24 protein-coding genes are annotated in these 24,935 nt (G+C 30.8%); 22 read left to right on the forward strand and 2 right to left on the reverse strand.

Annotated elements, in window-relative coordinates:
• Window positions 1–21 precede the first annotated feature (21 nt).
• Both SJY34_RS11485 and SJY34_RS11490 read left to right on the forward strand, forming a co-directional pair.
• The gene (locus SJY34_RS11485; RefSeq protein ID WP_400075773.1) at window positions 22–1,578 is read left to right on the forward strand and encodes a LysM peptidoglycan-binding domain-containing protein; all 1,557 of its coding nucleotides are present in this window, start codon (window positions 22–24) and stop codon (window positions 1,576–1,578) included.
• A 24-nt stretch (window positions 1,579–1,602) separates the two neighbouring features.
• Window positions 1,603–2,583: a DUF4837 family protein gene (locus SJY34_RS11490; RefSeq protein ID WP_400075775.1), complete on the forward strand. Its 981-nt coding sequence runs from the start codon at window positions 1,603–1,605 to the stop codon at window positions 2,581–2,583.
• A 55-nt stretch (window positions 2,584–2,638) separates the two neighbouring features.
• Here SJY34_RS11490 and SJY34_RS11495 read toward each other — a convergent pair whose 3' ends face one another.
• A complete protein-coding gene (locus SJY34_RS11495) occupies window positions 2,639–2,821 on the reverse strand; it encodes a twin-arginine translocase TatA/TatE family subunit (protein ID WP_400075777.1) in 183 nt (60 codons plus the stop codon).
• A 113-nt stretch (window positions 2,822–2,934) separates the two neighbouring features.
• Here SJY34_RS11495 and SJY34_RS11500 point away from each other — a divergent pair, with 113 nt between their 5' ends.
• The 20 genes from SJY34_RS11500 to SJY34_RS11595 all read left to right on the forward strand — a co-directional run bounded on the left by SJY34_RS11500 (window position 2,935) and on the right by SJY34_RS11595 (window position 23,778).
• Window positions 2,935–3,804, forward strand: a complete 870-nt coding sequence (locus SJY34_RS11500; RefSeq protein WP_400075779.1) for a M23 family metallopeptidase — start codon at window positions 2,935–2,937, stop codon at window positions 3,802–3,804.
• Window positions 3,804–5,306, forward strand: a complete 1,503-nt coding sequence (locus SJY34_RS11505) for a GH3 auxin-responsive promoter family protein (protein WP_400075781.1) — start codon at window positions 3,804–3,806, stop codon at window positions 5,304–5,306. The genes SJY34_RS11500 and SJY34_RS11505 overlap by 1 nt, the downstream gene beginning before the upstream one ends.
• Before the next feature lie 27 nt (window positions 5,307–5,333).
• Window positions 5,334–7,025, forward strand: coding sequence for a DUF6909 family protein (locus tag SJY34_RS11510; RefSeq protein ID WP_400075783.1), 1,692 nt, complete (start codon window positions 5,334–5,336; stop codon window positions 7,023–7,025).
• 3 nt (window positions 7,026–7,028) lie between these two features.
• Window positions 7,029–8,081: a hypothetical protein gene (locus SJY34_RS11515; RefSeq protein ID WP_400075785.1), complete on the forward strand. Its 1,053-nt coding sequence runs from the start codon at window positions 7,029–7,031 to the stop codon at window positions 8,079–8,081.
• The gene (rfbB, locus tag SJY34_RS11520) at window positions 8,074–9,087 is read left to right on the forward strand and encodes a dTDP-glucose 4,6-dehydratase (protein WP_400075787.1); all 1,014 of its coding nucleotides are present in this window, start codon (window positions 8,074–8,076) and stop codon (window positions 9,085–9,087) included. Before SJY34_RS11515 ends, rfbB begins: the two co-directional genes overlap by 8 nt.
• The gene (gene rfbA / locus SJY34_RS11525; RefSeq protein WP_400075789.1) at window positions 9,087–9,950 is read left to right on the forward strand and encodes a glucose-1-phosphate thymidylyltransferase RfbA; all 864 of its coding nucleotides are present in this window, start codon (window positions 9,087–9,089) and stop codon (window positions 9,948–9,950) included. Before rfbB ends, rfbA begins: the two co-directional genes overlap by 1 nt.
• 1 nt (window position 9,951) lies before the next feature.
• Window positions 9,952–10,497 (forward strand): dTDP-4-dehydrorhamnose 3,5-epimerase, encoded by a 546-nt coding sequence (rfbC, locus tag SJY34_RS11530; protein ID WP_400075791.1) that lies wholly within the window; start codon window positions 9,952–9,954, stop codon window positions 10,495–10,497.
• Window positions 10,494–11,345 carry a dTDP-4-dehydrorhamnose reductase gene (gene rfbD, locus SJY34_RS11535; RefSeq protein WP_400075793.1) on the forward strand — a complete coding sequence of 284 codons (852 nt, stop codon included), beginning with the start codon at window positions 10,494–10,496 and terminating at the stop codon, window positions 11,343–11,345. The genes rfbC and rfbD overlap by 4 nt, the downstream gene beginning before the upstream one ends.
• Window positions 11,346–11,583: 238 nt before the next feature.
• Window positions 11,584–11,766, forward strand: a complete 183-nt coding sequence (locus SJY34_RS11540) for a hypothetical protein (RefSeq protein WP_400075795.1) — start codon at window positions 11,584–11,586, stop codon at window positions 11,764–11,766.
• Window positions 11,739–11,909, forward strand: a complete 171-nt coding sequence (locus tag SJY34_RS11545) for a hypothetical protein (protein ID WP_400075796.1) — start codon at window positions 11,739–11,741, stop codon at window positions 11,907–11,909. Before SJY34_RS11540 ends, SJY34_RS11545 begins: the two co-directional genes overlap by 28 nt.
• A 149-nt stretch (window positions 11,910–12,058) precedes the next feature.
• Window positions 12,059–12,712, forward strand: a complete 654-nt coding sequence (locus SJY34_RS11550; protein ID WP_400075798.1) for a hypothetical protein — start codon at window positions 12,059–12,061, stop codon at window positions 12,710–12,712.
• Between the two features lie 66 nt (window positions 12,713–12,778).
• Window positions 12,779–14,023 carry an oligosaccharide flippase family protein gene (locus SJY34_RS11555; RefSeq protein ID WP_400075800.1) on the forward strand — a complete coding sequence of 415 codons (1,245 nt, stop codon included), beginning with the start codon at window positions 12,779–12,781 and terminating at the stop codon, window positions 14,021–14,023.
• A gap of 2 nt (window positions 14,024–14,025) precedes the next feature.
• A complete protein-coding gene (locus SJY34_RS11560; protein WP_400075802.1) occupies window positions 14,026–15,285 on the forward strand; it encodes an O-antigen ligase family protein in 1,260 nt (419 codons plus the stop codon).
• Window positions 15,286–16,536: an O-antigen ligase family protein gene (locus tag SJY34_RS11565; RefSeq protein WP_400075804.1), complete on the forward strand. Its 1,251-nt coding sequence runs from the start codon at window positions 15,286–15,288 to the stop codon at window positions 16,534–16,536.
• 162 nt (window positions 16,537–16,698) lie between these two features.
• Entirely contained in the window at window positions 16,699–17,412 is a 714-nt protein-coding gene (locus SJY34_RS11570) for an FkbM family methyltransferase (RefSeq protein ID WP_400075806.1), read from the forward strand.
• A 40-nt stretch (window positions 17,413–17,452) separates the two neighbouring features.
• Entirely contained in the window at window positions 17,453–18,511 is a 1,059-nt protein-coding gene (locus SJY34_RS11575) for a glycosyltransferase (protein ID WP_400075808.1), read from the forward strand.
• On the forward strand, window positions 18,501–19,607 hold the full coding sequence (locus tag SJY34_RS11580; RefSeq protein WP_400075810.1) for a glycosyltransferase family 4 protein: 1,107 nt from the start codon (window positions 18,501–18,503) through the stop codon (window positions 19,605–19,607). Before SJY34_RS11575 ends, SJY34_RS11580 begins: the two co-directional genes overlap by 11 nt.
• A gap of 21 nt (window positions 19,608–19,628) precedes the next feature.
• The gene (locus SJY34_RS11585) at window positions 19,629–20,858 is read left to right on the forward strand and encodes a glycosyltransferase family 4 protein (RefSeq protein ID WP_400075812.1); all 1,230 of its coding nucleotides are present in this window, start codon (window positions 19,629–19,631) and stop codon (window positions 20,856–20,858) included.
• A gap of 109 nt (window positions 20,859–20,967) precedes the next feature.
• A complete protein-coding gene (locus SJY34_RS11590; RefSeq protein WP_400075814.1) occupies window positions 20,968–22,311 on the forward strand; it encodes an undecaprenyl-phosphate glucose phosphotransferase in 1,344 nt (447 codons plus the stop codon).
• Window positions 22,312–22,365: 54 nt separating this feature from the next.
• Complete coding sequence (locus SJY34_RS11595; RefSeq protein WP_400075816.1) at window positions 22,366–23,778, forward strand: exopolysaccharide biosynthesis polyprenyl glycosylphosphotransferase; 1,413 nt, start codon at window positions 22,366–22,368, stop codon at window positions 23,776–23,778.
• On the opposite strand, the gene SJY34_RS11600 is transcribed toward SJY34_RS11595, so the two are convergent.
• On the reverse strand, window positions 23,775–24,935 hold the full coding sequence (locus SJY34_RS11600; RefSeq protein WP_400075818.1) for a glycosyltransferase family 4 protein: 1,161 nt from the start codon (window positions 24,933–24,935) through the stop codon (window positions 23,775–23,777). The genes SJY34_RS11595 and SJY34_RS11600 overlap by 4 nt on opposite strands.

A 24,935-nucleotide genomic window follows, 5' to 3' on the forward strand; every position in this document is an offset into this window, starting at 1 on the left:
TAAGAATCAATTTTGAGACCTATGACCTTAAAGACATTTTTATCGACTTGTCTATACTTATCAGTATTTAGTGGGTTTTCCCAAACTAAAACAGATAGTATCGTAAAACAACCAATAGTTGTAATTACCAAAGACTCGGTTATGGACGGTAAACTTTTCGATTCAAAGAAAAAGATTCCTCCTGTTGTTGATTCCCTAAAGGTTACAAAACTCAATGATTTACCAGAAGCGGCTGAATTAGATAAGAAATGGCTAGAAGAGCTTTATAGTAATTCACTTTTTGACACTATTTATAAATCGGTTACTGAGCTACAATATGAACCCGTTTATTATCCTGAACTTCCAACAGACACCTTAAAAGCAAGGTTAGCGCGCCTTAATGCAAGAACCCCTTTTAATGTAGAGTACAATTCATCTTTAGAAAGTGTTATTAAAAGCTACCTAAAACACAGAAGAAATTCTTTAGAACGGTTAATGGGATTAAGTCATTTTTATTTCCCAATGTTTGAGCAAGAGTTCGACAATTACAATATTCCTTTAGAGATGAAATATCTTGCCATTGTAGAATCGGCGTTAAAACCAAGAGCGCGTTCTCGAGTAGGAGCAACAGGTTTGTGGCAGTTTATGTATGGAACAGGAAAAGAACACGATTTACAGGTAAGCAGTTATGTAGATGATCGCAGTGACCCAATAAGATCCACTACTGCAGCAGCACAATATTTAGGGCGTTTATATCGCATATTTGGAGATTGGGATTTGGCCTTAGCCGCATATAATTCTGGCCCAGGAAATGTAAACAAAGCCATTAGACGTTCTGGTGGTTATAAGAATTATTGGAATATTAGACAGAATTTACCGCGAGAAACTGCTGGCTATGTGCCAGCATTTTTGGCAACTATGTACATTTTCGAATATGCAGAAGAACATGGGTTTAAACCAGAACGACCGCCTTTTCAACATATTGAAACCGATACTGTTCATGTAAAACAAATGATTTCGTTAGACCATGTTTCTGAAACCACTGGTGTAAAGATTGAAGAATTACAATTTTTGAATCCAGCCTACAAACTAGATATTATTCCAAAGGTTGAAGGTAAAACTTACGTATTAAGATTACCAAGAGAAGCTATAGGTGCTTTTGTTACAAATGAAGATAAAATTTATGCTTTTGCAAATGCAGAATTTAATCAACGCGAAAAACCATTACCTCAACTTTTTAAAAACGATACTAAAATTCGTTATCGCGTTAAGAACGGAGACTATCTTGGTAAAATTGCACGCAAATATGGAGTAAGGGTAAGTCAGCTTAAACAATGGAATGGTTTACGAAGTAACAATTTAAAAATAGGACAACGATTAACTATTTATCCCAGAAAAAATAGATCTTCATCTGCTCCAAAACCAGTGAAAAAAGTAGTTAATACAGAGGGAAAACAAACCTATAAAGTAGAATCTGGAGATTCACTTTGGACTATTGCACAAAAATTTTCTGGAGTTTCTGTTCAAAATATCAAAGATTGGAACGATATTAGTAGTAACAAACTAAAAATAGGAACAACATTAATTGTTTCTGAATAGTTAACTCAGCAAAAAATTAGACTTATGAGAGCTTTATATTCTTTATTATTGTGTGTAGTATTATTAGCGTGCGGAGAGAAAAAGAAAGATGATAGTAAGTTATATCTACCAGCATCAAACGGAAATTTAAACACCCTATCAGTTGTGGTTGATAATATTTTATGGGAAGACAATGTTGGTGAAAATATCCGAAACATTTTTGCATCTCCATTAAATGGTCTGGCAACAGACGAGCCGATGTTTAACATGAAACAGATTCCTCCTCAGGTTTTCGACGGTTTTGCGGCACGAAGCAGAATAGTGGTTAAAATTGAAAAAGGAAGTGAAGCACCTTCTACTAAGATTTTAAATGATGTCTTAGCAAAACCACAAACAGTTGCCGTGATTACGGGTAAAACAAATCAAGAAATTATTGCTCAGCTAAAAGAAAGCAAAGACAAGATTATTGATGCCTTTAACAAGGAAGAGATTAAGGAAAAACTGAGACGAATAAATAAATCATTGTTGGCTGATGAAGAAATGGAAAATAAACTGGGTATAACTATTGATATTCCAACGGCTTATAAAATAGGGAAGGCCGAAGATGATTTTTTCTGGATTAGAAAAAGCCTCACCAATACTAAGACCATGGATTTGATGTTGTATGAAGTGCCAATTACCACTATTTCTAAAGGAGACAGTACAATTGTAGACATTGTAAAAATGCGAGACGGGATAACTAAAACTAAAATTCCTGGTGAAGATGATATTTATATGGCGGTTGAAGATGCCTACGCTCCCTCTATGTTTAAAACTATTGTAGATAACAAACCAGCCTATGAAGTTCGAGGCTTATGGGAAATGAAGGGGTTTACAATGGGAGGACCATTTATAACCTACGCCATTGAAGATAAGATTAACAATCGCTATCTAATAGCAGACGGCTATGTATATGCACCTTCATTAGAAAAAAGAGATTATATATTTGAACTTGAATCTATGATTAAGTCGATAAAAATCAAATAACAAAAAAGCCAACTTTTAAAAGTTGGCTTTTTTTATGTGTCTTTAAAAAAAGAGTTTATTCTTTTTCTTTACTATCTACCGAATCTTCTTTACTTGCGTCTTTAAATTCTTTAATTCCGCTACCTAATCCTCTCATTAATTCAGGAATCTTTTTACCACCGAAAAGTAATAGAATAGCAACCACTATAAGGACAATTTGCCAAGGGCCTATTGCTAAAAATATACTGCTAGATATCATAATATTATATTTAGGATGTAAAGTTAATCATTATAGTTTAATAATAGCCTAGTTTAGGCAACTTTAAGACTTTATCATAGTGCTATTTCAGTATTTTAACTAATTTTGTTATGATGGCAAAAAAGAAAAATAAAGAAAGGAAATTTACCAAAAAGCTACTTCACAAGTATCGTTTAGTTATTCTAAATGAAGATACTTTTGAGGAGCGTTTTGCTATTAAGCTTACACGACTTAACGTTTTCATTTTAACCTCCCTTTCAGCCATATCGCTTGTTTTCTTTACTATTTTGCTGATAGCTTTCACACCTTTAAGAGAATATATACCAGGTTATTCTTCAGCGAGACTGAAGAAACAAGCAACCACCTTAAATTATAAAACAGATTCTCTTGTTAACGAATTAGAACTTAACAAGCGCTATTATGCCTCAATAAGAAAGGTTTTGACAGGAGATGTTGCTTCGTTAGAATTTAATAGGGATTCTATTTTACAAGCCACAAAGAACGATATTGGCGTTTTGCAGGTTACTACAAATAAAGAGGATTCGTTACTTAGAGAAAAAGTAGATAAAGAGGATAAATACAATTTATTTGAATCTTCTGGAGACCAATCAAATTATGTCTTATTTCCTCCGGTTAATGGCACTATTTCTGAAGGCTATAATTTAGAAGAAAAACACTTCGCAGTAGACGTCGTTGTCGCTGCGAATACACCAGTAAAAGCAACTGCAGATGGCACTGTAATCTTTGCAGAGTGGACCGTAGAAACAGGTTACGTTGTTATCATAGAACATAACCGTGAGTTAATTTCTGTTTATAAGCACAATTCCACGATTACAAAAGGACAAGGTGATTTGGTGAAAGCAGGTGAGGTTATTGCCATGTCTGGAAATACAGGTGAGTTAACCACAGGACCACATTTACATTTCGAACTTTGGAGCAAAGGCTACCCAGTAAACCCAACTAACTTTATTGATTTTCAATAATGCCATCAGTTAAAGCAGCACTTTCAAAACCCTTTGCAAAATATATTGCTAAGCGCATAAAAAAATGGGCGTCAAAACCGATTGAAACTCAGCAAAAAGTGTTTAACCACCTCATTGCTGAAGCTAAGCATACGAGTTTTGGGAAAGACCATAATTTCACTGCAATTAAAACTTACGAAGATTTCAAAACCGCCATTCCTATTAGAGATTATGAAGAATTAAAACCCTATGTAGAGCGTGTAGTTAATGGCGAAGAAGACGTGCTTTGGAAAGGAAAACCTATTTATTTTGCGAAGACGTCAGGGACGACTTCAGGTGCAAAATATATTCCAATCACAAAAGAGAGCATGCCGACCCATGTTGAAGCCGCGAGAAATGCAATTTTGATGTATATCAACGAAACAGGAAATTCGAAATTTGTTGATGGTAAAATGATTTTTCTTCAAGGAAGTCCTATTCTTGAAGAAAAAAATGGAATTAAGCTAGGAAGATTATCTGGTATTGTGGCACACTATGTCCCAAAATATCTTCAAAAAAACAGAATGCCAAGCTTAGAAACTAATTGCATAGATGATTGGGAAACTAAAGTGGAGGCTATTGTTGAGGAAACAATAAATGAGGACATGTCTATAATTTCAGGAATTCCTTCTTGGGTTCAAATGTATTTTGAAAAACTCATTGAAAAATCAAATAAAAAAGTCGGGGACATTTTCAAAAACTTTAATCTTTTCATTTTTGGAGGTGTTAATTACGAGCCATACAAGGCCAAATTTGAAAATTTAATCGGTAGAAAAGTAGACAGTATTGAATTGTATCCTGCCAGTGAAGGATTTTTTGCCTTTCAAGATAAACAAAACGAAAAGGGAATGTTGCTTCAGCTTAATTCAGGGATTTTTTATGAGTTTGTAGAAGCTGAACATTTCTATGAAGAAAACCCTTTACGTATAACAATTGCTGATGTAAAATTAGGAGTGAACTACGTAATGCTAATTTCAACAACAGCAGGTCTTTGGTGCTATAACATTGGTGATACAGTAGAATTCACTTCACTAAAACCTTACCGAGTCATTGTAAGCGGAAGAATAAAGCATTTTATTTCAGCATTTGGTGAACATGTTATAGGAAAGGAAGTTGAACAAGCACTTAGAGTGGCTAGTGAGAATACTTCAGTTTCTGTAAATGAATTTACTGTAGCTCCTCAAATAAATCCAAACGAAGGGTTACCATATCACGAATGGTTTATCGAGTTTGAAAATGAACCTAATAACGAACATGATTTTATCGAGGCTTTAGAACATTCATTGCAGGAACAAAACAGTTATTATTTTGATTTGATTAAAGGAAAAGTATTAAGGCCATTAAAAGTCACTAAAGTTAAAAAAGATGGATTTCAGACCTATATGAAATGTATAGGAAAGTTGGGAGGACAAAATAAAATCCCAAGACTATCTAACGACAGAAAAATTGCTGACATATTGTATCAATTAAATTTAACGAAATAACGCTATATTTGAGCGTTAAAATACAGTATGAGTACAACCAAAAAAAGACATAAAAGAACAAGGGCTCAAGAGAGTTCTAGTGCCATAGAACGCATGTATATTACCATGAGGCACCTTTTTAATCGTGGGTTTTATAAACCAATGGGAGTTTCAGGAGAAACTTTAAGAGAGGCGCTGCTTTTATTACGTCCAGAAATTTATGGCTCGATTGGAGAAGAAAAAGCTGAGTTAGAAGGATTACTCTATGTTGTAGATCGTTTACCCCAAGGCATTGAAGAGTGTACTTTTATTAATCTTACAAGTGATGAAGGTTATGCCAATTCACATTTTAAGCCTATAATTCCACCTAAAAGAAGACGTAATTGTTATCGCATAGATAATGAGCAAATGAATATTGAAATTACCAGAGGACGCTCTGAGATTTATGATATATTGACGCATCTCACGTTTTTGTTTGTAGAATCACATAAGATAAGCAAACGCGTAATTATAGATGAGGAAGGCACAACAGTAAGGGATTGGCAGAAGTTGGAAAATGCAGTTAAATCAACTAAAAAGCTCACTCAAAAAGAGCGAGAAATTGCCATAACACATACGGCAAATATTTTAGGAAGAACATTTAATGAGCTAACACAGGCGTATCCAAAATTTGCGACTGAAGATCAACCTGAACGTCTACTGCATATTGTTTACTGGTTGGGCAAACTTGCCATCGAAGAAACCTTGAATAGCAATAAGCGGACAATAACTTTTAGTCCGGTTCTAAGAGAGAGGTTAGGGCATCATATACATGGAGAAATATGGGCCGATTCGATTAAGTCATTACTGCATAAAAACGGATTATTAGAACGACCTATTCATATAATTAGCGCTAATATGCACAGTGTTATGAATTCTCTTTTTGCTAAGGGGGCACTTAAAGGTTCTGGGGCAAAAAAAGATATTTTTGACACCTATGAAGCACTTAGTGATTCAAAAAATAAAAGCTTACGCAATAAAGTAGAAAAATCAGCGTTGCAAAACGGAATGCATTACATTAAAGATAGCTCAGGAACCAACATTGATGTTCAAATTTTTGATACAGATAAAATCGATTTTTCTAAAACAGAATTTAAATATTTAGAGAATGAGAAAGACAATAAGGCTGTTATATTTGTAATGGATTATGCTTTTGGAGAGCAGGCTTACGAAACTTTAGATGAGTTTTTAAAACCTATTAAAGCTGATGGTAAAAAGGTGCATTTAGACGTAAAATCCATCTCAATAATGGGTAAAGCGGGAATCTTAGAAGGTGGAAAGGGAGATGTAATGATCCCGAACGCTCATATATTTGAAGGTACAGCAGATAATTATCCTTTTGAGAACGAACTAAGTAAAAATGATTTGTTAGATTGTGGAGTGTCCGTATATGAAGGAACAATGGTGACTGTTTTAGGCACATCGCTTCAAAATAAAGAGATTTTGAAGTTCTTTAAAAATTCAACATGGAATGTTATAGGCTTAGAAATGGAAGGTGCACATTACCAAAAAGCAATACAAGCTGCTTCGAAGGTAAGAGGAAGTATTAATAAAGATGTAAAAGTAAGATATGCTTATTATGCCAGTGATAATCCATTAGAAACAGGTAGTACCTTGGCCTCTGGAGGTTTGGGCACTTCGGGTGTTAAGCCCACTTATGTAATAACAAAAAAGATACTAGAACAAATATTTAATTCATAATATATGAGTGATAAATTACCACAGCCACCTCAAAATGAAGAAGTTGATTTAGGGCAATTGTTTAATGCCATTGGCAAACTTTTTGAGAAACTTTTTAGATTTATAGGAAGTATTTTTAAAGGGATTTTTTCTGCGATTATTTATGCTATACAACCTGTAGTAAAACATTTTAAGTTGACAGTAAGCGCTATGGTGATTGCTGCTATTTTGGGATTTATTTTGCAAAAATCTAAAGACCCTGTTTATTATTCAGAAATGGTTGTTAAGCCAAATTTCGATTCTAAATACCAATTGGCCAAGAATATCGATTATTTTAATGCGCTCATTGGTTCTGAAAACCTGATTGAATTATCTAATATTTTTGATATAGACACCTTAAGCGCCAAAGAGTTAGTTAGTTTTGATTTGGATGTTGGCCCTGAAACGCAGAATGATTTATTTGTAGAATATGATGAATACGTCATGTCAATCGATACATCTTTAGTGGATGAATTGAGTTATGTTGAGTATATAAAAAACAGAGATTTATTGTCGAGTAGGTTATTTGCCATAAAAGCAAAATCGTATAAAAGAGATATTTTTTCGAATTTAGAGGAGGGCTTCAGGAAAACATTTGAAAATGATTTTGCAAAACACCAAAAGAAAGTGAGGGATACAATGGCTGCTATAGAACGTGAAATACTTAAAAAACAATTAGCGCGTCTCGATAGTATTCAGAAAACATATATAGAAGTTAAAATTAAGGAGTCAGAAAAAGGTGATTTGTCGCTTAATCTTGGTAACACAATGCCATTACAAGAAGAAAAATCGGAAACCAAAGAATATGAATTATTTCAAAAAGAACAGGAAATTGGAAGAGTTTTAACCGAGCTAGAACAAGAAATTGCTGAAGAAAATACTTACTACGATGTGTTGTCGGGTTTTGATAGAGTCGGAATCAAAGACAATAGCATCAAGCAGCGCTATATGTTTCTATTTCCGTTATTAATCCTAGGGCTTTTTATCTTTTATTTTTTAGTGGTTAAAGCTTTTAATTATATAAAGAACTATGAATAAGACGCTTTTAGTGACAGGTGGCGCTGGTTTTATAGGATCAAATTTTCTAAGTTATTTTACAGACAGGTACCAAAACACTAAGGTTGTAAATTTAGACAAGCTTACCTATGCAGGTGAGCTTTCTAATTTAGAAGAGCTAGAAGATAATAAAAACCACACCTTTATTAAGGGGGATATTTGTGACTTAGAGCTAGTAAATGAACTTTTTGATAAGTATCAGTTTTTTGGTGTTATTCATTTTGCAGCTGAATCTCATGTCGATAATTCTATTGAAAATCCAGATGCATTTATTACAACTAATGTTTTCGGAACATATAATTTATTGAATACAGCCAAAAATCACTGGATGAATGGGCCATTTTTATTTAAAGAAGGCTTTGAAACCAGCAGGTTTCACCATATTTCAACTGATGAGGTTTATGGCACTCTAGGTAAGACAGGTTTGTTTACGGAAGAAACACCATACGCGCCGAATAGTCCTTATAGTGCTTCAAAAGCTTCTTCTGATTTTATTGTTAGAAGTTATTTTCATACGTACGGAATGAATGTGGTGACCACTAATTGCGGCAATAATTATGGACCTAAACAACATGATGAAAAATTAATACCAACTATCATTAGAAAAGCAATTAATAATGAATCAATTCCTATTTATGGTGATGGCAAAAACATAAGAGATTGGTTATATGTGGCAGATCATTGTAAAGGTATCGATTTAGCATTCCAGAAAGGAAAATCGGGAGAGGCCTATAATATTGGCGGAAAAAATGAGAGAGATAATTTATATATAGCTCATAAAATTTGTGATATATTAGATGACTTAAGACCAAAGGAAATGTCTTATTCAAAACAAATCACTTTCGTTAAGGATAGACCTGGACATGATTTTAGATATGCTATTGATGCATCCAAAATTGAAAACAAACTAGGTTGGCGCGCAGATGAAAACTTTGAAACAGGTATTGTAAAAACGATTGAGTGGTATTTGAAAAAGTATAATAAGTAATGAAGGGAATTGTATTAGCAGGAGGTTCTGGCACAAGATTACATCCACTAACTTTAGCGGTAAGTAAGCAGTTAATGCCTGTTTACGACAAACCGATGATTTACTATCCAATTTCAACACTTATGTGGTCTGGAATTAGGGAAATTTTAGTTATTTCTACACCTCAAGATTTACCTTTATTCAAAAAGCTTTTGGGTGATGGTAAAAAATATGGTTGTAATTTTGAGTACGCAGTACAAGAATCACCAAATGGTTTGGCCGAAGCCTTTATCATAGGAGAGGATTTTATTGGCGATAACAAGGTAGCTTTGATTCTTGGTGATAATATCTTTTATGGTACTGGGTTAGCAGATTTACTTCAGCAAAATAATGATCCTGATGGAGGTATCGTATATGCCTATCATGTCAATGACCCAGAGCGCTATGGTGTTGTTGAGTTTGATGAAAAGGGCATTGCTGTATCTATTGAAGAAAAACCTAAAAAACCAAAATCTAATTATGCGGTTCCAGGTATTTATTTTTACGATAATTCAGTTGTTGAAATCGCAAAAAACATTAAACCAAGCAGACGAGGTGAATTGGAGATTACGGACATTAACAAAAGTTATTTAAATCAAGGAAAATTAAAGGTTAGTGTGTTAGATAAAGGTACAGCTTGGTTAGATACAGGAACCTTTAAATCACTAATGCAAGCATCACAATTTGTTCAGGTTATAGAGGAGCGACAAGGATTAAAAATAGGTGCAGTAGAAGAAGCGGCCTTTAGAATGGGTTATATTGACAAAAAACAGTTTAAAAAAGTAGCTAAACCCCTAACAAAAAGTGGTTATGGCAAGCATTTATTAAGTCTATTGTCGGAATAGTATGATTATAAAAGAGACAAAACTAAAAGGGTGTTTTATCATAAAACCTCAAGTTTTTAAGGATAAGCGCGGTTATTTTGTAGAAAGTTACAACCAGAAGAAGTTTAATGAAGCACTGGGATTAGATATAAATTTTGTTCAAGATAATGAATCACAATCCTCAAAGGGTGTTCTAAGAGGATTACATTATCAATTAGGAAAACACGCTCAGGCAAAACTAGCAAGGGTTATAAAGGGCAGGGTTTTAGATGTTGTTGTAGATTTAAGACCAAATTCCGAAACCTTTAAAGACAGTTTTACAACTGAACTTTCAGAAGACAATAAAATACAATTATTCATACCTAGAGGATTTGCTCATGGCTTTTTAGTCTTGGAAGACGATACAATTTTTAGTTATAAATGCGATAATTTTTATAATAAAGATAGTGAAGCAGGTATTATTTATAATGATAATGAACTAGGTATTGATTGGGGTTTTACTGAACAAGAAATAGTTATTTCAGAAAAGGACTTAAGACTTCCTAAATTAAAGAACGCCAAGTTATGAAAAAGGTTATGGTCTTTGGTTCTAATGGTCAGTTGGGTAAAACGATTCAAGATTTTATAAACAAGGACGATTTCGATTTCCGTTTTTTTTCTCGAAGTGAAGTAGATATTACGGATAAAAATAGCCTAAAATCAGCTTTTAATGAATTGGGTTTTGATTATTGTGTTAATTGTGCTGCTTATACAAATGTAGAAGAGGCTGAAAAAAATATTGAAGAAGCTTTTTTGATTAATGCAGAAGGAGTAAAAAACATTGCTGAAGTATGCTCAGATAGGCAAGTCAAGTTAATACATGTATCAACTGATTATGTATTTGATGGAGAAAAAAGAAAACCATACTCTACTTTTGATAGTACTAACCCAATCAATCAGTACGGAAAATCTAAGCTGAAAGGTGAATTATACATTCAAGAACTATTAAAGAACTATTATATAATTAGAACTTCTTGGCTGTATTCTTTGTATGGTAAGAACTTCTTGAAAACAATTATAAGCAAAATTGAAAATGATATAACTTTAAACGTTACAACACAAGAAGAAGGCACGCCTACCAGCTGTGCAGATTTGGCAATGTTTATTTTACATATAATCACAGTAGATGATTTACCTTATGGTATTTATAATTTTTCAGCAAATGGAAGCACTACATGGTTTGGATTTGCACAAGAAATAGTTAGAAATCACGATACTAAAAAGCTAGACAAAATTTTACCAACGAAGAGTTTTAAGACATTTGCTAAACGTCCAGAATACAGTGTATTGGAACTTAAGGATACCGAGAAGTATTACGGAGTCTTGAATAGTTGGAAAAAAAGTATTAAAACAATAATAGAACATTATAAAAATTAGGGAAGTTAAGCTCAATATACTAGAAAAAAGCCCATAAAAACAATTACCTTTGTTTATCGATGGCATCCCTTAAGAAAAAGAGTTTACAGTATAAATGATAAAAAAACAGCTTTAATAACAGGTATTACTAGCCATGATTGCTCGGATCTACGCATGGGTCTTGATATAAATAATCAATTTTATCGGTATTGAAAAGTTAAGATTCGCTCTTATTAGAAAAATTCATTTAGCTAAACTCTTGTCAGAGTCTAAATTTGAAGAAGTTGTTAGAGATTTAGGTGTAAATAATATGAATGAAGCTAAAGCCACACTAGAAACATTTGGCATATCAGAAAGTAGTGCCAAAATTTTGGGATCAGGCAGCCAAAAAGGGAATTTTTATGGCTTAAAGACATGGCAGATGCCTTTGTGTTTGTTTTAGAAAATATTGATTTTAATGGTACTTACGCAACAATAGAAGAAGAGATTAGAGATACACATATTAATATTGGTACAGGAAAAGATATTTCTATTGCACAACTGGCACAACTCATAAAAGAAATTATAGGATTAAAGGAGAATTAATTTTAATAATAATAAGCCGGATGGTAATATGAAAAAACTTACAGATATTTCAAAGCTTAATAATTTAGGCTGGCGATATACTATGAACATAGAAGAGGGGACAAAAGCTTTATACAGCTGGTATTTGAATAGGAAAAATAACTTTTAAAATGAAAAAAATCACCTTTTTACTATTATTGATATCTTTGTTTTCATGTAAAGATGGTAAACAGAAATATGAGTATAATGATGGGACAGAAAAAAACCAATCATCAAGCAATATTATTAAAGAGATTAATATTGGCGGAATTGACAAATGGGAATTGAGAGGTGTAAAACTCATAGATATTGACTCAACTTATTTAAATAATAAGATTTTTAAAATGAAAGTTGTGGATCATGAGGAATCATATGCTTTCGCAGCAATTAATAATATAAAATTAGCATATACTGGTGGAAGATATAGGATTAGTATGATTGTAAAACCATCTAAAGAAAATGAAAACTATGGAATTAGAATTCAGGAAGTATATCCGTCTAGATTTGATGCTGTTTTTGATTTGGATAATGAAGTTGTTAGAGGGACATATCAAAAGGGGGATTTCATTGAAAAAAATAAAATAGAAGTTGAACCTATTGATAATGGTTGGTATAAATGTATGATTGATACCTATATATATGCAAGCTATTTCAGACTAGTATTTGGACCAACAAATGTACCTAAAGATCAAACAAAATCTTGGGAATCAGAATTATTGAACAATAGTAATAGAGAGATACTAATACTGCCTAATAGTATAAGAATTGAAGAATTAGAACACTGATTTTTTAGTTAAAATCTTTATATTATTTGTAAAGAAATCAAAAGAAGATAGTTTATGTTAAGGAAAATGAACAATGAGAAAAGAACTATCGCATCAAACTTCTTTTCCTTAACTGTTTTACAAGCTGTAAACTACCTTTTACCAATTTTAGTTTTACCTTTTTTGGTAAGGGTCCTTGGACTTGATAAGTTTGGATTGGTTATGTTTGCACAATCGTTGGCTGCTTTTTTTATAATAGCTGTTGATTTTGGTTTTGAGATTAGTGGAACTAGAGAAATAGCATTAGCGAAGAAGAACAAAGAAAATCTATCACAAATTTTTTCTGCAATACTAATAATTAAATTGGCGTTAATAATTTTTTGGTTTATAACGCTTTTTTTGTTGGTTGAATTTATACCTAGATTTAAGAATAATTCAATTGTCTATTATTTAAGCTTTGGAATAGTCATAGGGCACGCAATATTCCCTGTCTGGTTTTTTCAGGGTATTGAGAAGATGAAATTTGTTACTTTTATCAACATATTGGCCAAGTTAATATTTACTGTTTTATTGTTTATTGTAATAAGGGAAGAGTCAGATTATTATTTAGTACCAGCGTTTAATTCAATTGGCTTTATTTTAGCAGGAATACTAGGTTTGTTATTGTGTTTAAAGTATGTAAGATTTGTAAAACCTCCAATAAACTTAATTAAAAGACTTTTCATTGATAGTATCAGTCTGTTCTTTGGAAAGTTTGCGACTAATTTATATACAACATGTAATGTTTTGATTTTAGGCTTTTTTGTTAGCGATGCTATAGTGGGAGTGTATTCAAGCATGGAAAAATTAATTATTGCGGTAAAGAATATATATTCACCATTTTATCAAGCATCTTTTCCGTGGTTATCCAATCAATCTCAGAACAATAGGATAAAATTCCTAAAAAAAGTCACACCTATTGTGTTTAGTATAGGTTTAGTAATAGCTTTAGTCATTTATGGTTTTGGAGATATTATATTAGAGTTGATTTATGATGATGAATTGGTGAATCAATATGTTTTAGTATTTAAGATATTGGGCGTAATAGCAATATTCGCAAGCCTAAATATGATGCTTGTTAGTCTATACTTTACGGCTGTAAAGCTATATAAATCTAGAATGCAGATATTAATTATTACTGGCCTTTTTCATCTTCCTTTAAGTTTAATACTAGTTAAATTATATGGTATTTACGGAATGGCAACAGCGGTTATGATAACAGAGTTTTTTTTATTAGTTATAGCTTTTTACTTTTTTCAAAAGCACATAAGTGAAAAATTACTAATCGATTAAGAATGGCGATTTTTATATTTTTGATAGTTTTATTAATCTGCTTTAAGCGCCCTATGCTGGGCCTTGCGTTGTTACTACAAACCAATATAATCCGTTCGTTAGTTAATATAAATTACACTAATCCTTGTTTTAATTGTAGCAATAAGCCAGATATTCTGTTGGGCGCAATATTACCAATCGCAGGGTTCATAATAATAATTTTTCGTTTAGAGTTGTTAAAATCAGTAAAATATGTAATAGGAATTTTTGATGTTTTTTTTGTGACCTCTACACTTATATTGTTTACCACATCCCTTTATGCTATAGACATGGTAGAATCATTAGACTATAGTTTTAGATTTCTGTTGCTAGGTTTTGGGTATTTCTTTATTTCTAAGCTTATTCTATTGAATAGTAACAATTCCAATGAAAGCATTAAATCATTTCTTATTTACACCTTATGGATTGCGATTATATTTGGGGTTTTTGGGGATATATTATATTTAGCAAAAGGTTTTGGACAAGGAGCTTACAGATTAACAATTCCGGGTGTTCACCCAATACCTTTTAGTCAATTAATAGGCTTAGGTATTTTTACATCTTTTATTTTATTCATAACAAATGGGACATATTTTAATATTACATCAAAACTTAAATTAAATTTAAACAAAGCCTTGCTTCCTTTTTTAATACTAATGTTGTTAGCCACACAAACAAGGGGAGTAATGTTATCAATAGCTATAGCTGTTTTTGTTTATTTGATATTATCTAAAGTTAAGATTAAGAAGAGAATATTATACGCCTCTGCCGTTTTAATGGTTTTGGCTCTTATTATTGCTATACACTATATAGATTTTGAAGTTTTATTTGAACGTTTGCTTGCAAAACAAACAGCAAGCTCGGTAAACGATAGGTTTATAGCATATAATGATAGTTTACGCCTTTTTATAGAATATCCTTTTGGGATTGGTCCGGATGCCTTTAAGCATTATTCTATATTACCATATCCTCACAATTTATTTTTAGAATTTCTTTCGCAATATGGAATTTTTGGATTGCTAATGAGTTTTTATTTAATTTTCTTAATCATATATATGATATTTATAGTGAAAAAAATTGGCAAGAAGAGCCTTACTCATATTATATTGTTAGCATTATTTTTCTACTTTTTTATTGAGGCAATGTTTAGTTTTACGCTATGGATGCAAAAAGGAATGTTTTTAACCATGGGAGCATTTTCCGGTTATCATTATAGATTTAAAAGAAAGCAGTATTTACAATAAATGTTAAGGTTTAAAAAGGTTAGTGATTCATTATTTATGGTAAGTGTAATCCTGTTCGGATTATACCCTCTATTGCCAGAGCGTTATGAAAGTTATATTCCAATTTTACTTATAACTTTTAGCCTCTTAATCTTCCTTAAAACAAAACAAAAGAAAATTAATTATAAGCCATTTCTTATAATGAGTATGATGTTTATTTTTTTTGGATTGAGTGCAATGTTATCAGAAAACACCGCGCTAGGGTTTAAAAAAATAGAAACCATGGCAAGTCTTATTGGTATGCCAATTGTATTTTTTATCTTTTTAAGTAATAATAAGATTAATTACAAAAAGCTACAATCCTTATTCTCATACATTTTCTTTTTCACTAATGTTGTATTTTCCTTAATTGCATTCTATTTACTCAATTATTATAGAAACCCAAAATTTTCTACAAAAGACTCAGATTTTTTTAGAAATGCAATTACGGATATTCCTTTTATTGGCGATCATTCTATTTATATATCTTTATTTTTAGCAATAGCGGTAATTATGGGTGTTTATTTCTTTCTTCACAGGAAATGGAATAATACAATGAAGGTGTTAATTTCTATAGGATTGTTAATTATAACAACCATGTTGTTTTTATTAATGAGTAAAGGGGTTCTTATAGGGCTATTTGTATCACTAATAGGACCTTATATCTTTAAGAAGAAATACCGCAAAAAAGCAACAGCATTAGCCATGGTTATTGTTGTATTAGTAATAATATTAATACCTAAGCAAAACAATAGGTTCATTGAATTAATTAGTAAGCAATCTTTTGAAGAGGTTGACTTAAATAACTCAACGAGTATTCGATTCTTTATTTTAAGATCCGCACTCAACCTATGTGTTAAGAATCCTATTACTGGTTATGGGCTAGGAGATGTACAGGGTGTTTTAGATGAAGAATATAGGGCAAACAACTTATCGTTACCTAATGGGAAATATAATTCACATAACCAATACTTATTTGTATGGCTTTCGGGTGGACTTATAGGATTATTTATTTTTATATTTTATTTATACTTTATCATTAAAATAGCAGTAAATAAAAATGATTATTTCCTGATTAGCATTTCAACGCTATATTTGGTTACTTTTCTTTTCGAAAATGTATTAAGTAGACAATCTGGTGTTATATTATTTGCATTTTTGATTAATTTTCTGGTAGCTAAAAATATTTTGTCAGATAATAAAATTAACAATAATCACTTATCAACACCTTAGAAAGGATAGTTTGTTTTTTTATTCAAAAGCTGTAATAAATTAAATTTAGTATACCATATTTTATTTAATTGACATGGCTGTATAGTTTCATTTCTTTATTTTAGCGACGATAGAACACTCTGCGTTTGTAAAATATAAATAGTATAATTCAACTCTATTATTTTGATATTAAAAATTAAAAGATTTTTAAAGAAAAAGCTTGTTATAATTCTCAAAAATAAAAAGCATTTAAAGCATAGTGTTAAATGCAAAAAAAAATGGCATGGAAATCAATATGGTGGATTCTACATAAACCCTGATATTATGAATAAAGACACTATAGTCTATTCATTTGGAATTGGGGAAGACATCTCATTTGACTTATCAATAATAGAACATTATGGTTGTAAAGTGTTTGGTTTTGATCCCACTCCAAAATCAATAAAATGGATTAAGGATAAAACATTACCAAAAGAATTTTCGTTTAATTCATATGGAATTGGAAACAACAACGACGAAGTAGATTTTTTTCTACCCTTAAATGAAGACTTTGTCTCTGGAAGTATTTTTAACAGAAGAGAATTGGACCCTAAAAACAGGTTAAAAGTGCAATTAAAAAACATAAGAACGATTGCCGAAGAATTAAAACACAATCATGTAAATGTTTTAAAAATGGATATTGAAGGATCAGAATACGAAGTTATTGAGAGCCTGTTTGAGGTTGACCTGAATTTTGAACAAATTTTAATTGAATTTCACGATAGGTTCTTTAAAGACGGGGTGCGAAGATCTAAAAATGCAATTTCTTTTTTAAATAGCAAAGGCTATGAGATATTTGCTATATCTGACAATTTTGAAGAGATCTCTTTTATTAATAAATCAACCCTAAATAACTAAGCTCATAAATGGAATTGATAATATGAGAAAGTTGGTCATTTTGCAAACAGTAGTTCCAGATTATAGAAGTAACCTCTTCAATTATCTAAAAACAGAACTAAATGAACAGTTTGTACTTTACGGTGGTAAAGAGTATTTCGAAAAATCAGTTAAGAGTGACTCAGCTTTAACGTTTTATAACAAAGTCAATAACATATATTTTTTAAACAGAAAAATTTTAATTCAACTGGGTTTCTGGGAAATTATTTTAAAAGATAATTTAATGGTTTTAGAATTAAATCCTCGTATTATTTCAAATTGGATAATATTGCTATTGAGAAAAATGACCCAAAAAAAAACTATTTTGTGGGGACATGCATGGCCAAGAAATGGTATTAGTAGTAAAACAGATTGGCTAAGAGGCTTGATGAGGAATCTCGCTGATGGAATAATGGTGTATACGGCAACCCAAAAAAAGGAACTCCAAAAGAAAATACCGAATAAACAAATTAATTATGCACCCAATTCTCTCTATTTTAGAAATCAGATGTCTGTAGATTCCAATGAAAATGAAATAAAAAACTTGATGTTCGTTGGGAGACTAACAAAGGCAAAAAAACCATTATTTTTAGTAAAGGCATTTCACAATGTTCTAGATAAAATGCCAAAAGACACAAAATTAATAGTTATTGGCGAAGGTGGTGAAAAATCATCTATTCTTAATTATATTAGAGAACATAATCTAGAAAATCAAATAAGAATTTTGGGGCATATAGGAGACCATAAAACACTAAAGTCTCATTACGACAAAGCCCTTTTTAGTGTGTCTCCCGGTTATGTGGGTTTGTCAATTACTCAAAGCCTTGGTTTTGGGGTGCCAATGCTAATATCTAAAGAAGAACCACACTCGCCAGAGATTGAAGCTGTAAAAGAAAATGAAAACGCACTTTTTTTTAAGTCAAACGATATGGTGGCTCTTGGGAATACTCTAATTAAAATCCAAGAGAATAAAAAAGCATGGATTAGAAAGAGATTAGACATAATGGAATTTTGTAAAGAAAATTATTCAATTGAAGCTATGGGCAGTAGTTTTATATCATTATTAAAAAATGACGAATAAAAAACAGTACAACATCCTTATTGTTGGCCCATTTCCAAAACCAATTACAGGAAATAGTTTAGCAAATCAAATTTTATTTGATGGATTAAGTAAAAAAGAGAATGTAAAAGTTAGAAGGGTAAATTCCTCAACCTCTTTTTTTGATGAAAAAGTGGGTTCTTTTTCATTAAAAAAAGCATTTAACGGCATTAGATTTAATCTACAAATTTATAAAATTTTTCAATCTAATGCTGTTTATGTGACTCCAGGCCAGTCCTTCTTTGGTGTTTTAAAGTATGGGGTAATTATTCTGACATCTAAAATGCTCAAAAGAAAAATAATTATTCATATTCATGGAAATTATTTAAGAGAAGAATACAAAAGAATAGGGAAATTAAAAAAAATTATTGTTAAGGTCATATTAAGAATGGCCGATAAGGGTATTGTTTTATCCAGATCATTAATCCCTAATTTAACACCGTTTTTAAAAAAAGAGAATATAAAAATAATATACAACTTTGTGGAAGATTACCTTTTAGAAGACACAAAAAAAATTATTAATAACAAAAGGCTAAATACACTAAGGATTGTTTATTTGAGCAATTTAATGTTAGAAAAAGGAATATTAGATTTGCTCAAGGCACTTAAAGAAATGGAAATAAACAAATTAGAGTACAGGGCTAAGCTAGCGGGTAATATTGATTTAAACTCAAAGAAAAAAATCGATAATTATTTAAATCAACTGAATAATGCCGAATATTTAGGTGTTGTTGAAGGCGATAGAAAAAAGGAATTATTATTATGGGGTAATGTGTTTATATTTCCGTCATATTATAGAATGGAAGGACAGCCTATTTCAATTATAGAAGCAATGGCAACGGGTAATGTAGTACTTGCATCAAATCATGCAGGTATTTCCGATATATTTTCATCAAAGAATGGTTTGTTTATTAGGTCAAAGGATTATAAAGACATACTGAATAAATTAAAAATTATTTCCTTAGATAAACCCAAATTTGAAGAGATATTAGTTAAAAATTATTTATATGCCAGTAAAACCTATAAAGCAGATATTTTTGTAAATAAGATTGAAACTATTATAACACAAAATGATTAGAAACTATTAAAAATAGTGGAATTGAAAAAAGTCACACTAATCACAGGATACTATTATCCAGAAGACACTGCCATAGGCCTATATAATTCACAATTGGTTGAGTATCTAGAATGTAAAGGGTATACGGTCTGCGTTGTTACGGGGTTTCCTAATTATCCCCAATGGAGAATTAGAGATGATTACAAAAAAAAACATACATTTTTATCTGAAAAGATTGGAAGTACAAAGGTCTACAGATATAAACAATATGTACCATCCTCTCCTACTTTTTTTAAACGTATATTATTAATTTTTGATTTTACCTTTGGATCGCTAATTAACATCTTTAAAATAAAAAAAACAGATATAATTATTTGTGTTGTTCCATATACCACTACGATTTTTTTGGGTTGGCTTTTAAAACTTAAAACAAGCGCAATAATATGGAACCACGTTCAAGATTTTGAGTTTGATGCCGCGAAACAAACAGGTGTTTCAAAATCTGATAACATGTTTAAAAAAATATTTTTTAATGTACTATTTAAATTAGAAACTTTTTTTCTAAATAAAGGATGTGTTAATAGTACAATCAGCTTAAATATGCTTAATAAACTTGAGAAAAAATCAAAAAGCGATACATTTTATTTCCCGAATTGGATAGACCAAGATTTAATAAATCCAGAAAACAATAAAACCCATAAATATTTAAGCCCTGAGAATGAGAACTTTAAAATTTTGTATTCTGGTAATATTGGAGACAAACAAGATTGGGATAGCTTCTTTAAATTTACGGTGAAACTAGATAGTGAAAAAGTAGATTTAATTATTGTTGGTGACGGTTCAAAGAAAGATTGGTTATTAGATAAAATTAAGGATTCAAATAATATAAAGTATTACAAACCCGTAGATTATAAAGAGTTATCTAGTTTACTATGTAGCACTGATTTACATGTATTGTTTCAAAAGCAGGATGTCGTTGACTCTGTGATGCCATCAAAGTTATTGGGTATGATGGCTAGTGCTAAACCATCTTTAATATTAGGCAATGCTTCGTCAGAAGTAAAAAATATTATTAACGAATCTAATGGCGGATTTTATATTTCTAATAATGACCTAGATGAATGTGTTTCAATTGTTAAAGACTTAATTGATAACCCTGAAAAATCAAGACTTATAGGGGCTAATGCTCGTAAATATATTGTCGCACAATTTTCTAAAGAAAGAGTGTTATCTTCTTTTGAAACCAAATTATCTAAAATTATAGGAGTTTAAATTTCCCTCTAATAATTTCGTCTATTTTGATAAAAAATCTATTAGGAGAAGACTTTAAAATGAGTGCATAATAAGTATATTTGTCTCATAATAAGAGATATGTTTATTAATGATTAAAAAAGGAAGATTTTCATATTTAATTAGGCCTGCGCTTTATGTATTAGACCTTGCGATTATATCTTTATTATCTTACTTTTTTTTGACGAACAATTTAATTCACATTGCTTGTTTTGTTACCTTTTGGTTTATTTTGTCAATTTCTTTTTCTTTTTATGAGGTTTACAGATTTACCAAACTTATTAGAATAGTATCACTTTTATTCAAGCAAATTATATTATTTGCATTAGCTATTTTATCTTTTTTATATTTAATAAAATCGGAAATTGATCTTTTTGTTTTTCTTAAATTTTTCATTTTACTTTTTCTAGTTCTTTATTTTTGGCGGATATCACTTTTTTTTCTGTTTCGAAAATATCGATCTATCACAGGAAGTAATTATAAAAAAGTAGTAATAATTGGGGCAAATCAATCAACGAAAAGATTACAAGATTTTTTTAATGAAGAGATTGGGTTTGGATATCGATTTATGGGCTTTTTTACAGATATAGTGGATAAAAATAAAAAAGGTAATGTTAAGGATGGTTTCGACTACATTTTATCCGATAATATTGATGAAGTATATTGTTCTCTGAAAGAACTTTCTAATAGTGATATAAAAAAATTCATTGAATTCTGCGATGCAAATTTTAAAACATTAAAATTTATTCCAGATAATAAGGATTTATTTACTAAAAATTTACGTCTAAATTATTACGACATTACACCTGTATTATCTTTAAGGGAAATACCTTTAGACGACCCATTGAAAAGTGTTTTGAAGAGGGGATTTGATATATTATTTGCAGTATTTATTATATGTTTTGTTTTGTCATGGCTGATACCAATTCTGGGTTTAATTATTGTTTTAGAAAGTAAAGGGCCAATATTTTTTCAACAAAACAGACCAGGTATAAAGGAAAAGGGTTTTTTGTGTTATAAATTTAGATCAATGACTATAAACTCTAGATCAGAAGAGTCTGCAACAAGGAATGATGCTAGAGTAACAAGAGTCGGTAAGTTTATTAGAAGAACAAGTATTGATGAGCTCCCGCAATTTTTCAACGTACTCTTTGGCTCTATGTCAGTAGTTGGCCCAAGACCACATTTGTGGAGACAAAACGAAATGTATGGAACCAAAATATCTAAATACATGGTAAGACATTACGTAAAGCCAGGTATTACGGGTCTAGCTCAAGCAAGAGGATATAGAGGTGAAATACAGACAAGAGATGATATAGTGAATAGGACAAAATACGACATTTTTTATATTGAAAATTGGTCAATGCTGTTAGATTTAAATATAATTGCGCAAACGATAGTGAATATATTTAAAGGTGAGGAAAAGGCTTATTGATTTATCTAAAAGTAAAAACGAATTCTTCTTAAATGAATAAATTATCAATTTCATATGGAATATAAACGTGGAAGATATTCGTGGATTTTAAGACCTTTATTAATAATATTTGATCTGCTCATAATAAATATTTTTGCTTATAATTTATTACATTTTAATAACCAAAATCTATACTTTTTCTCAATAGATTTTCTTAATAATAAAAATCTTCTATACCTTATCTATTCTATAGTTGTTTGGCTTTTATCAACATATTTTATCAATTTCTATAAGGTTTACAGATACACATCACTACTAAACATATTTTCTCTTATTATTAAGCAATTCTTTGTTTATGGGGTTTTAACTTATGCTTTTGAAGGTGTTTTTAGAAGTATTAATGTTGAAGCTAAAGAAACATTTCGTTACTTAATTTACTGTTTTTTAGCAATTGGTTTTATTAAGTTATTAAGCTATTATATTTTAAAATCTATTAGAGTTTATCTCAAAGGAAATCTCAGGAATATTATTGTAATAGGAAGTGGTGAAAGTGCAAATGAACTGAAAAAGATTTTCAGAAAAAGAAAGGAACTGGGATACAATATAAAAGCAATATTTAGCAATTCAGAAGACAAAAACAGTTCAGGTTCTATAGAAGATAGCTTTGCTTATTTAGAACGTAATGACGACAATGTAGATGAGATATACTGTTCAATACAAGATCTTAGCGAAAAAGAGATTAATCAATATGTTAGATATGCTAATTTAAACCACTGTAATATCAAATTTATACCCAACACTAATAAACTATTAACTAAACGATTTAAAACAGATTACTATAATTATATTCCAGTATTATCAATTCAAGAAGTTGCATTGAATAATGAGATAAACAAAGTTTTTAAAAGAGGTTTCGACATTGTGTTTTCATTATTGATAATGGTGTTTGTCTTATCATGGCTTTCAATTATTTTATTTATTTTAATTAAGCTAGAATCTAAAGGACCATTGTACTATAAGCATAAAAGAACGGGTATTAACTATAAGGAATTTTATTGTTATAAATATAGATCCCTTAACATAACAAAAGAATCTAAAGGAACATATGTTAAGCAAAATGACAAACGTCTCACCAGAATAGGGAAATTTATTAGAAGAAAAAGTATTGATGAATTACCACAGTTTATTAATGTATTAAAGGGAGATATGTCTGTGGTCGGGCCAAGGCCACATATGTTATCATATACAGAGGACTATTCTAAGAAAATCAATAAGTATAACTTCATTTTTAGGCATAATGTTAAGCCAGGAATTACTGGTTTGGCACAGATCAAAGGTTATAGAGGTGAAATTAAAAGGGATAAAGACATCATAAATAGAGTAAAATACGACATCTTCTACATAGAAAATTGGTCCTTACTTTTAGACATTAAAATTATTTTTCAAACTTTCATTAATGCAGTAAAAGGTGACGACAAAGCTTACTAAAGAATTTTTTTGAGTTCTTTTAACTGTTTTTTGAAATCAAATTGAATATTAGCTGTATTTTGGATAGCTATCTTTAAATCCGTATTTAAAAGCTCAGGTGTTATTGTTTTTAAGACCTTATTCAAATGGTCATAATCACCTTCTTTTGCAACCCAGCCTAATTTATTTTCCTCAATAATACTTTCCCCTTCTCCACCACCAAAATAAACCATTGGCAAACCTAATTTAGCATATTCAAATATTTTGGAAGGTACAGAACCATAAATTCTATTTAACAAGGGTATGATAGTAAGATCATAATCCAAGAGGACTTTATGTAATTCATCTCTAGTGACTTTACTATGGAAATAAATCGGCGCCTTATCCTGAGATGCAATCAACTTTTTAATTGCTTCTTCTTCAGCACCGGAGCCATAAATATGAAATTCCATCGATTCATAATCTAATTCATTACAAAGTCTATGAATACCTTGAGCGACTCCTAGTAGACCAGCATAGACCATTTTTATTTTACCATTTCGCGATTTTATTTCAGGAAGTTTTTGAGTTTCAATTTCAGGAAAATTTCTATATAGAAATAGCTCAGGTTTTGTTGAAATGTTTTTAACATGCGTGAGTATCTCATTACTTTGTCCCAAAACAAGATCTGCTTTTTTATAATTAAAAGCTTCAAGTTTTTTAAGAATTTTATAAGTAAAATTTTCCTTTAAAGCACCCAATTCAAGTCCTGCACTTGGCCATAAATCGCTTACATTTAGTATCAGCTTTCTTTTTTTTGATCTTAAGAAGAACATACAAGTAAACGACACCAAAAGTGGTGGAGACTGAACGATAACTTTATCCGGAATTTTATTCCATATAAAAAACCAAATCAAACTAAAGCTATAAGAAAGCATGGCAAATAGCCGAAGAAACTTATTTTTAGAAACCGAAGCATACAACCATAAACGGTGAATTTTAACGCCATTTTCTTCAGTTTTACGACTAAACTTTCCCTTATAATCTTTAAAAATCTTTCCGGTTGGGTAATTTGGTAAAGGGGTCACCAAACTAATATTATAATCATCTTTTAAGCCTTGTGCCAAATGATGGATGCGATTAGAAGCGGCGCCAATCTCTGGTGGAAAATAACTCGTTATTATCATAAGTTTTTTCAC

Origin of the sequence: Winogradskyella sp. R77965 (assembly GCF_044594915.1) — a bacterium.
In the GTDB taxonomy this organism is placed as follows: domain Bacteria; phylum Bacteroidota; class Bacteroidia; order Flavobacteriales; family Flavobacteriaceae; genus Winogradskyella.

Excerpts from the sequence above, each read along its gene's own strand:
- SJY34_RS11555 (WP_400075800.1), top strand. The coding sequence starts at position 12,779 with ATGAACAATGAGAAAAGAACTATCGCATCAAACTTCTTTTCCTTAACT.
- SJY34_RS11560 (WP_400075802.1), top strand. The coding sequence starts at position 14,026 with ATGGCGATTTTTATATTTTTGATAGTTTTATTAATCTGCTTTAAGCGC.
- SJY34_RS11590 (WP_400075814.1), top strand. The coding sequence starts at position 20,968 with ATGATTAAAAAAGGAAGATTTTCATATTTAATTAGGCCTGCGCTTTAT.
- SJY34_RS11495 (WP_400075777.1), bottom strand. The coding sequence starts at position 2,821 with ATGATATCTAGCAGTATATTTTTAGCAATAGGCCCTTGGCAAATTGTC.
- SJY34_RS11500 (WP_400075779.1), top strand. The coding sequence starts at position 2,935 with ATGGCAAAAAAGAAAAATAAAGAAAGGAAATTTACCAAAAAGCTACTT.
- SJY34_RS11505 (WP_400075781.1), top strand. The coding sequence starts at position 3,804 with ATGCCATCAGTTAAAGCAGCACTTTCAAAACCCTTTGCAAAATATATT.
- SJY34_RS11545 (WP_400075796.1), top strand. The coding sequence starts at position 11,739 with ATGGCAGATGCCTTTGTGTTTGTTTTAGAAAATATTGATTTTAATGGT.
- rfbD (WP_400075793.1), top strand. The coding sequence starts at position 10,494 with ATGAAAAAGGTTATGGTCTTTGGTTCTAATGGTCAGTTGGGTAAAACG.
- SJY34_RS11565 (WP_400075804.1), top strand. The coding sequence starts at position 15,286 with ATGTTAAGGTTTAAAAAGGTTAGTGATTCATTATTTATGGTAAGTGTA.
- SJY34_RS11485 (WP_400075773.1), top strand. The coding sequence starts at position 22 with ATGACCTTAAAGACATTTTTATCGACTTGTCTATACTTATCAGTATTT.
- rfbA (WP_400075789.1), top strand. The coding sequence starts at position 9,087 with ATGAAGGGAATTGTATTAGCAGGAGGTTCTGGCACAAGATTACATCCA.
- SJY34_RS11580 (WP_400075810.1), top strand. The coding sequence starts at position 18,501 with ATGACGAATAAAAAACAGTACAACATCCTTATTGTTGGCCCATTTCCA.
- SJY34_RS11550 (WP_400075798.1), top strand. The coding sequence starts at position 12,059 with ATGAAAAAAATCACCTTTTTACTATTATTGATATCTTTGTTTTCATGT.
- SJY34_RS11515 (WP_400075785.1), top strand. The coding sequence starts at position 7,029 with ATGAGTGATAAATTACCACAGCCACCTCAAAATGAAGAAGTTGATTTA.
- rfbC (WP_400075791.1), top strand. The coding sequence starts at position 9,952 with ATGATTATAAAAGAGACAAAACTAAAAGGGTGTTTTATCATAAAACCT.
- rfbB (WP_400075787.1), top strand. The coding sequence starts at position 8,074 with ATGAATAAGACGCTTTTAGTGACAGGTGGCGCTGGTTTTATAGGATCA.
- SJY34_RS11595 (WP_400075816.1), top strand. The coding sequence starts at position 22,366 with ATGGAATATAAACGTGGAAGATATTCGTGGATTTTAAGACCTTTATTA.
- SJY34_RS11490 (WP_400075775.1), top strand. The coding sequence starts at position 1,603 with ATGAGAGCTTTATATTCTTTATTATTGTGTGTAGTATTATTAGCGTGC.
- SJY34_RS11510 (WP_400075783.1), top strand. The coding sequence starts at position 5,334 with ATGAGTACAACCAAAAAAAGACATAAAAGAACAAGGGCTCAAGAGAGT.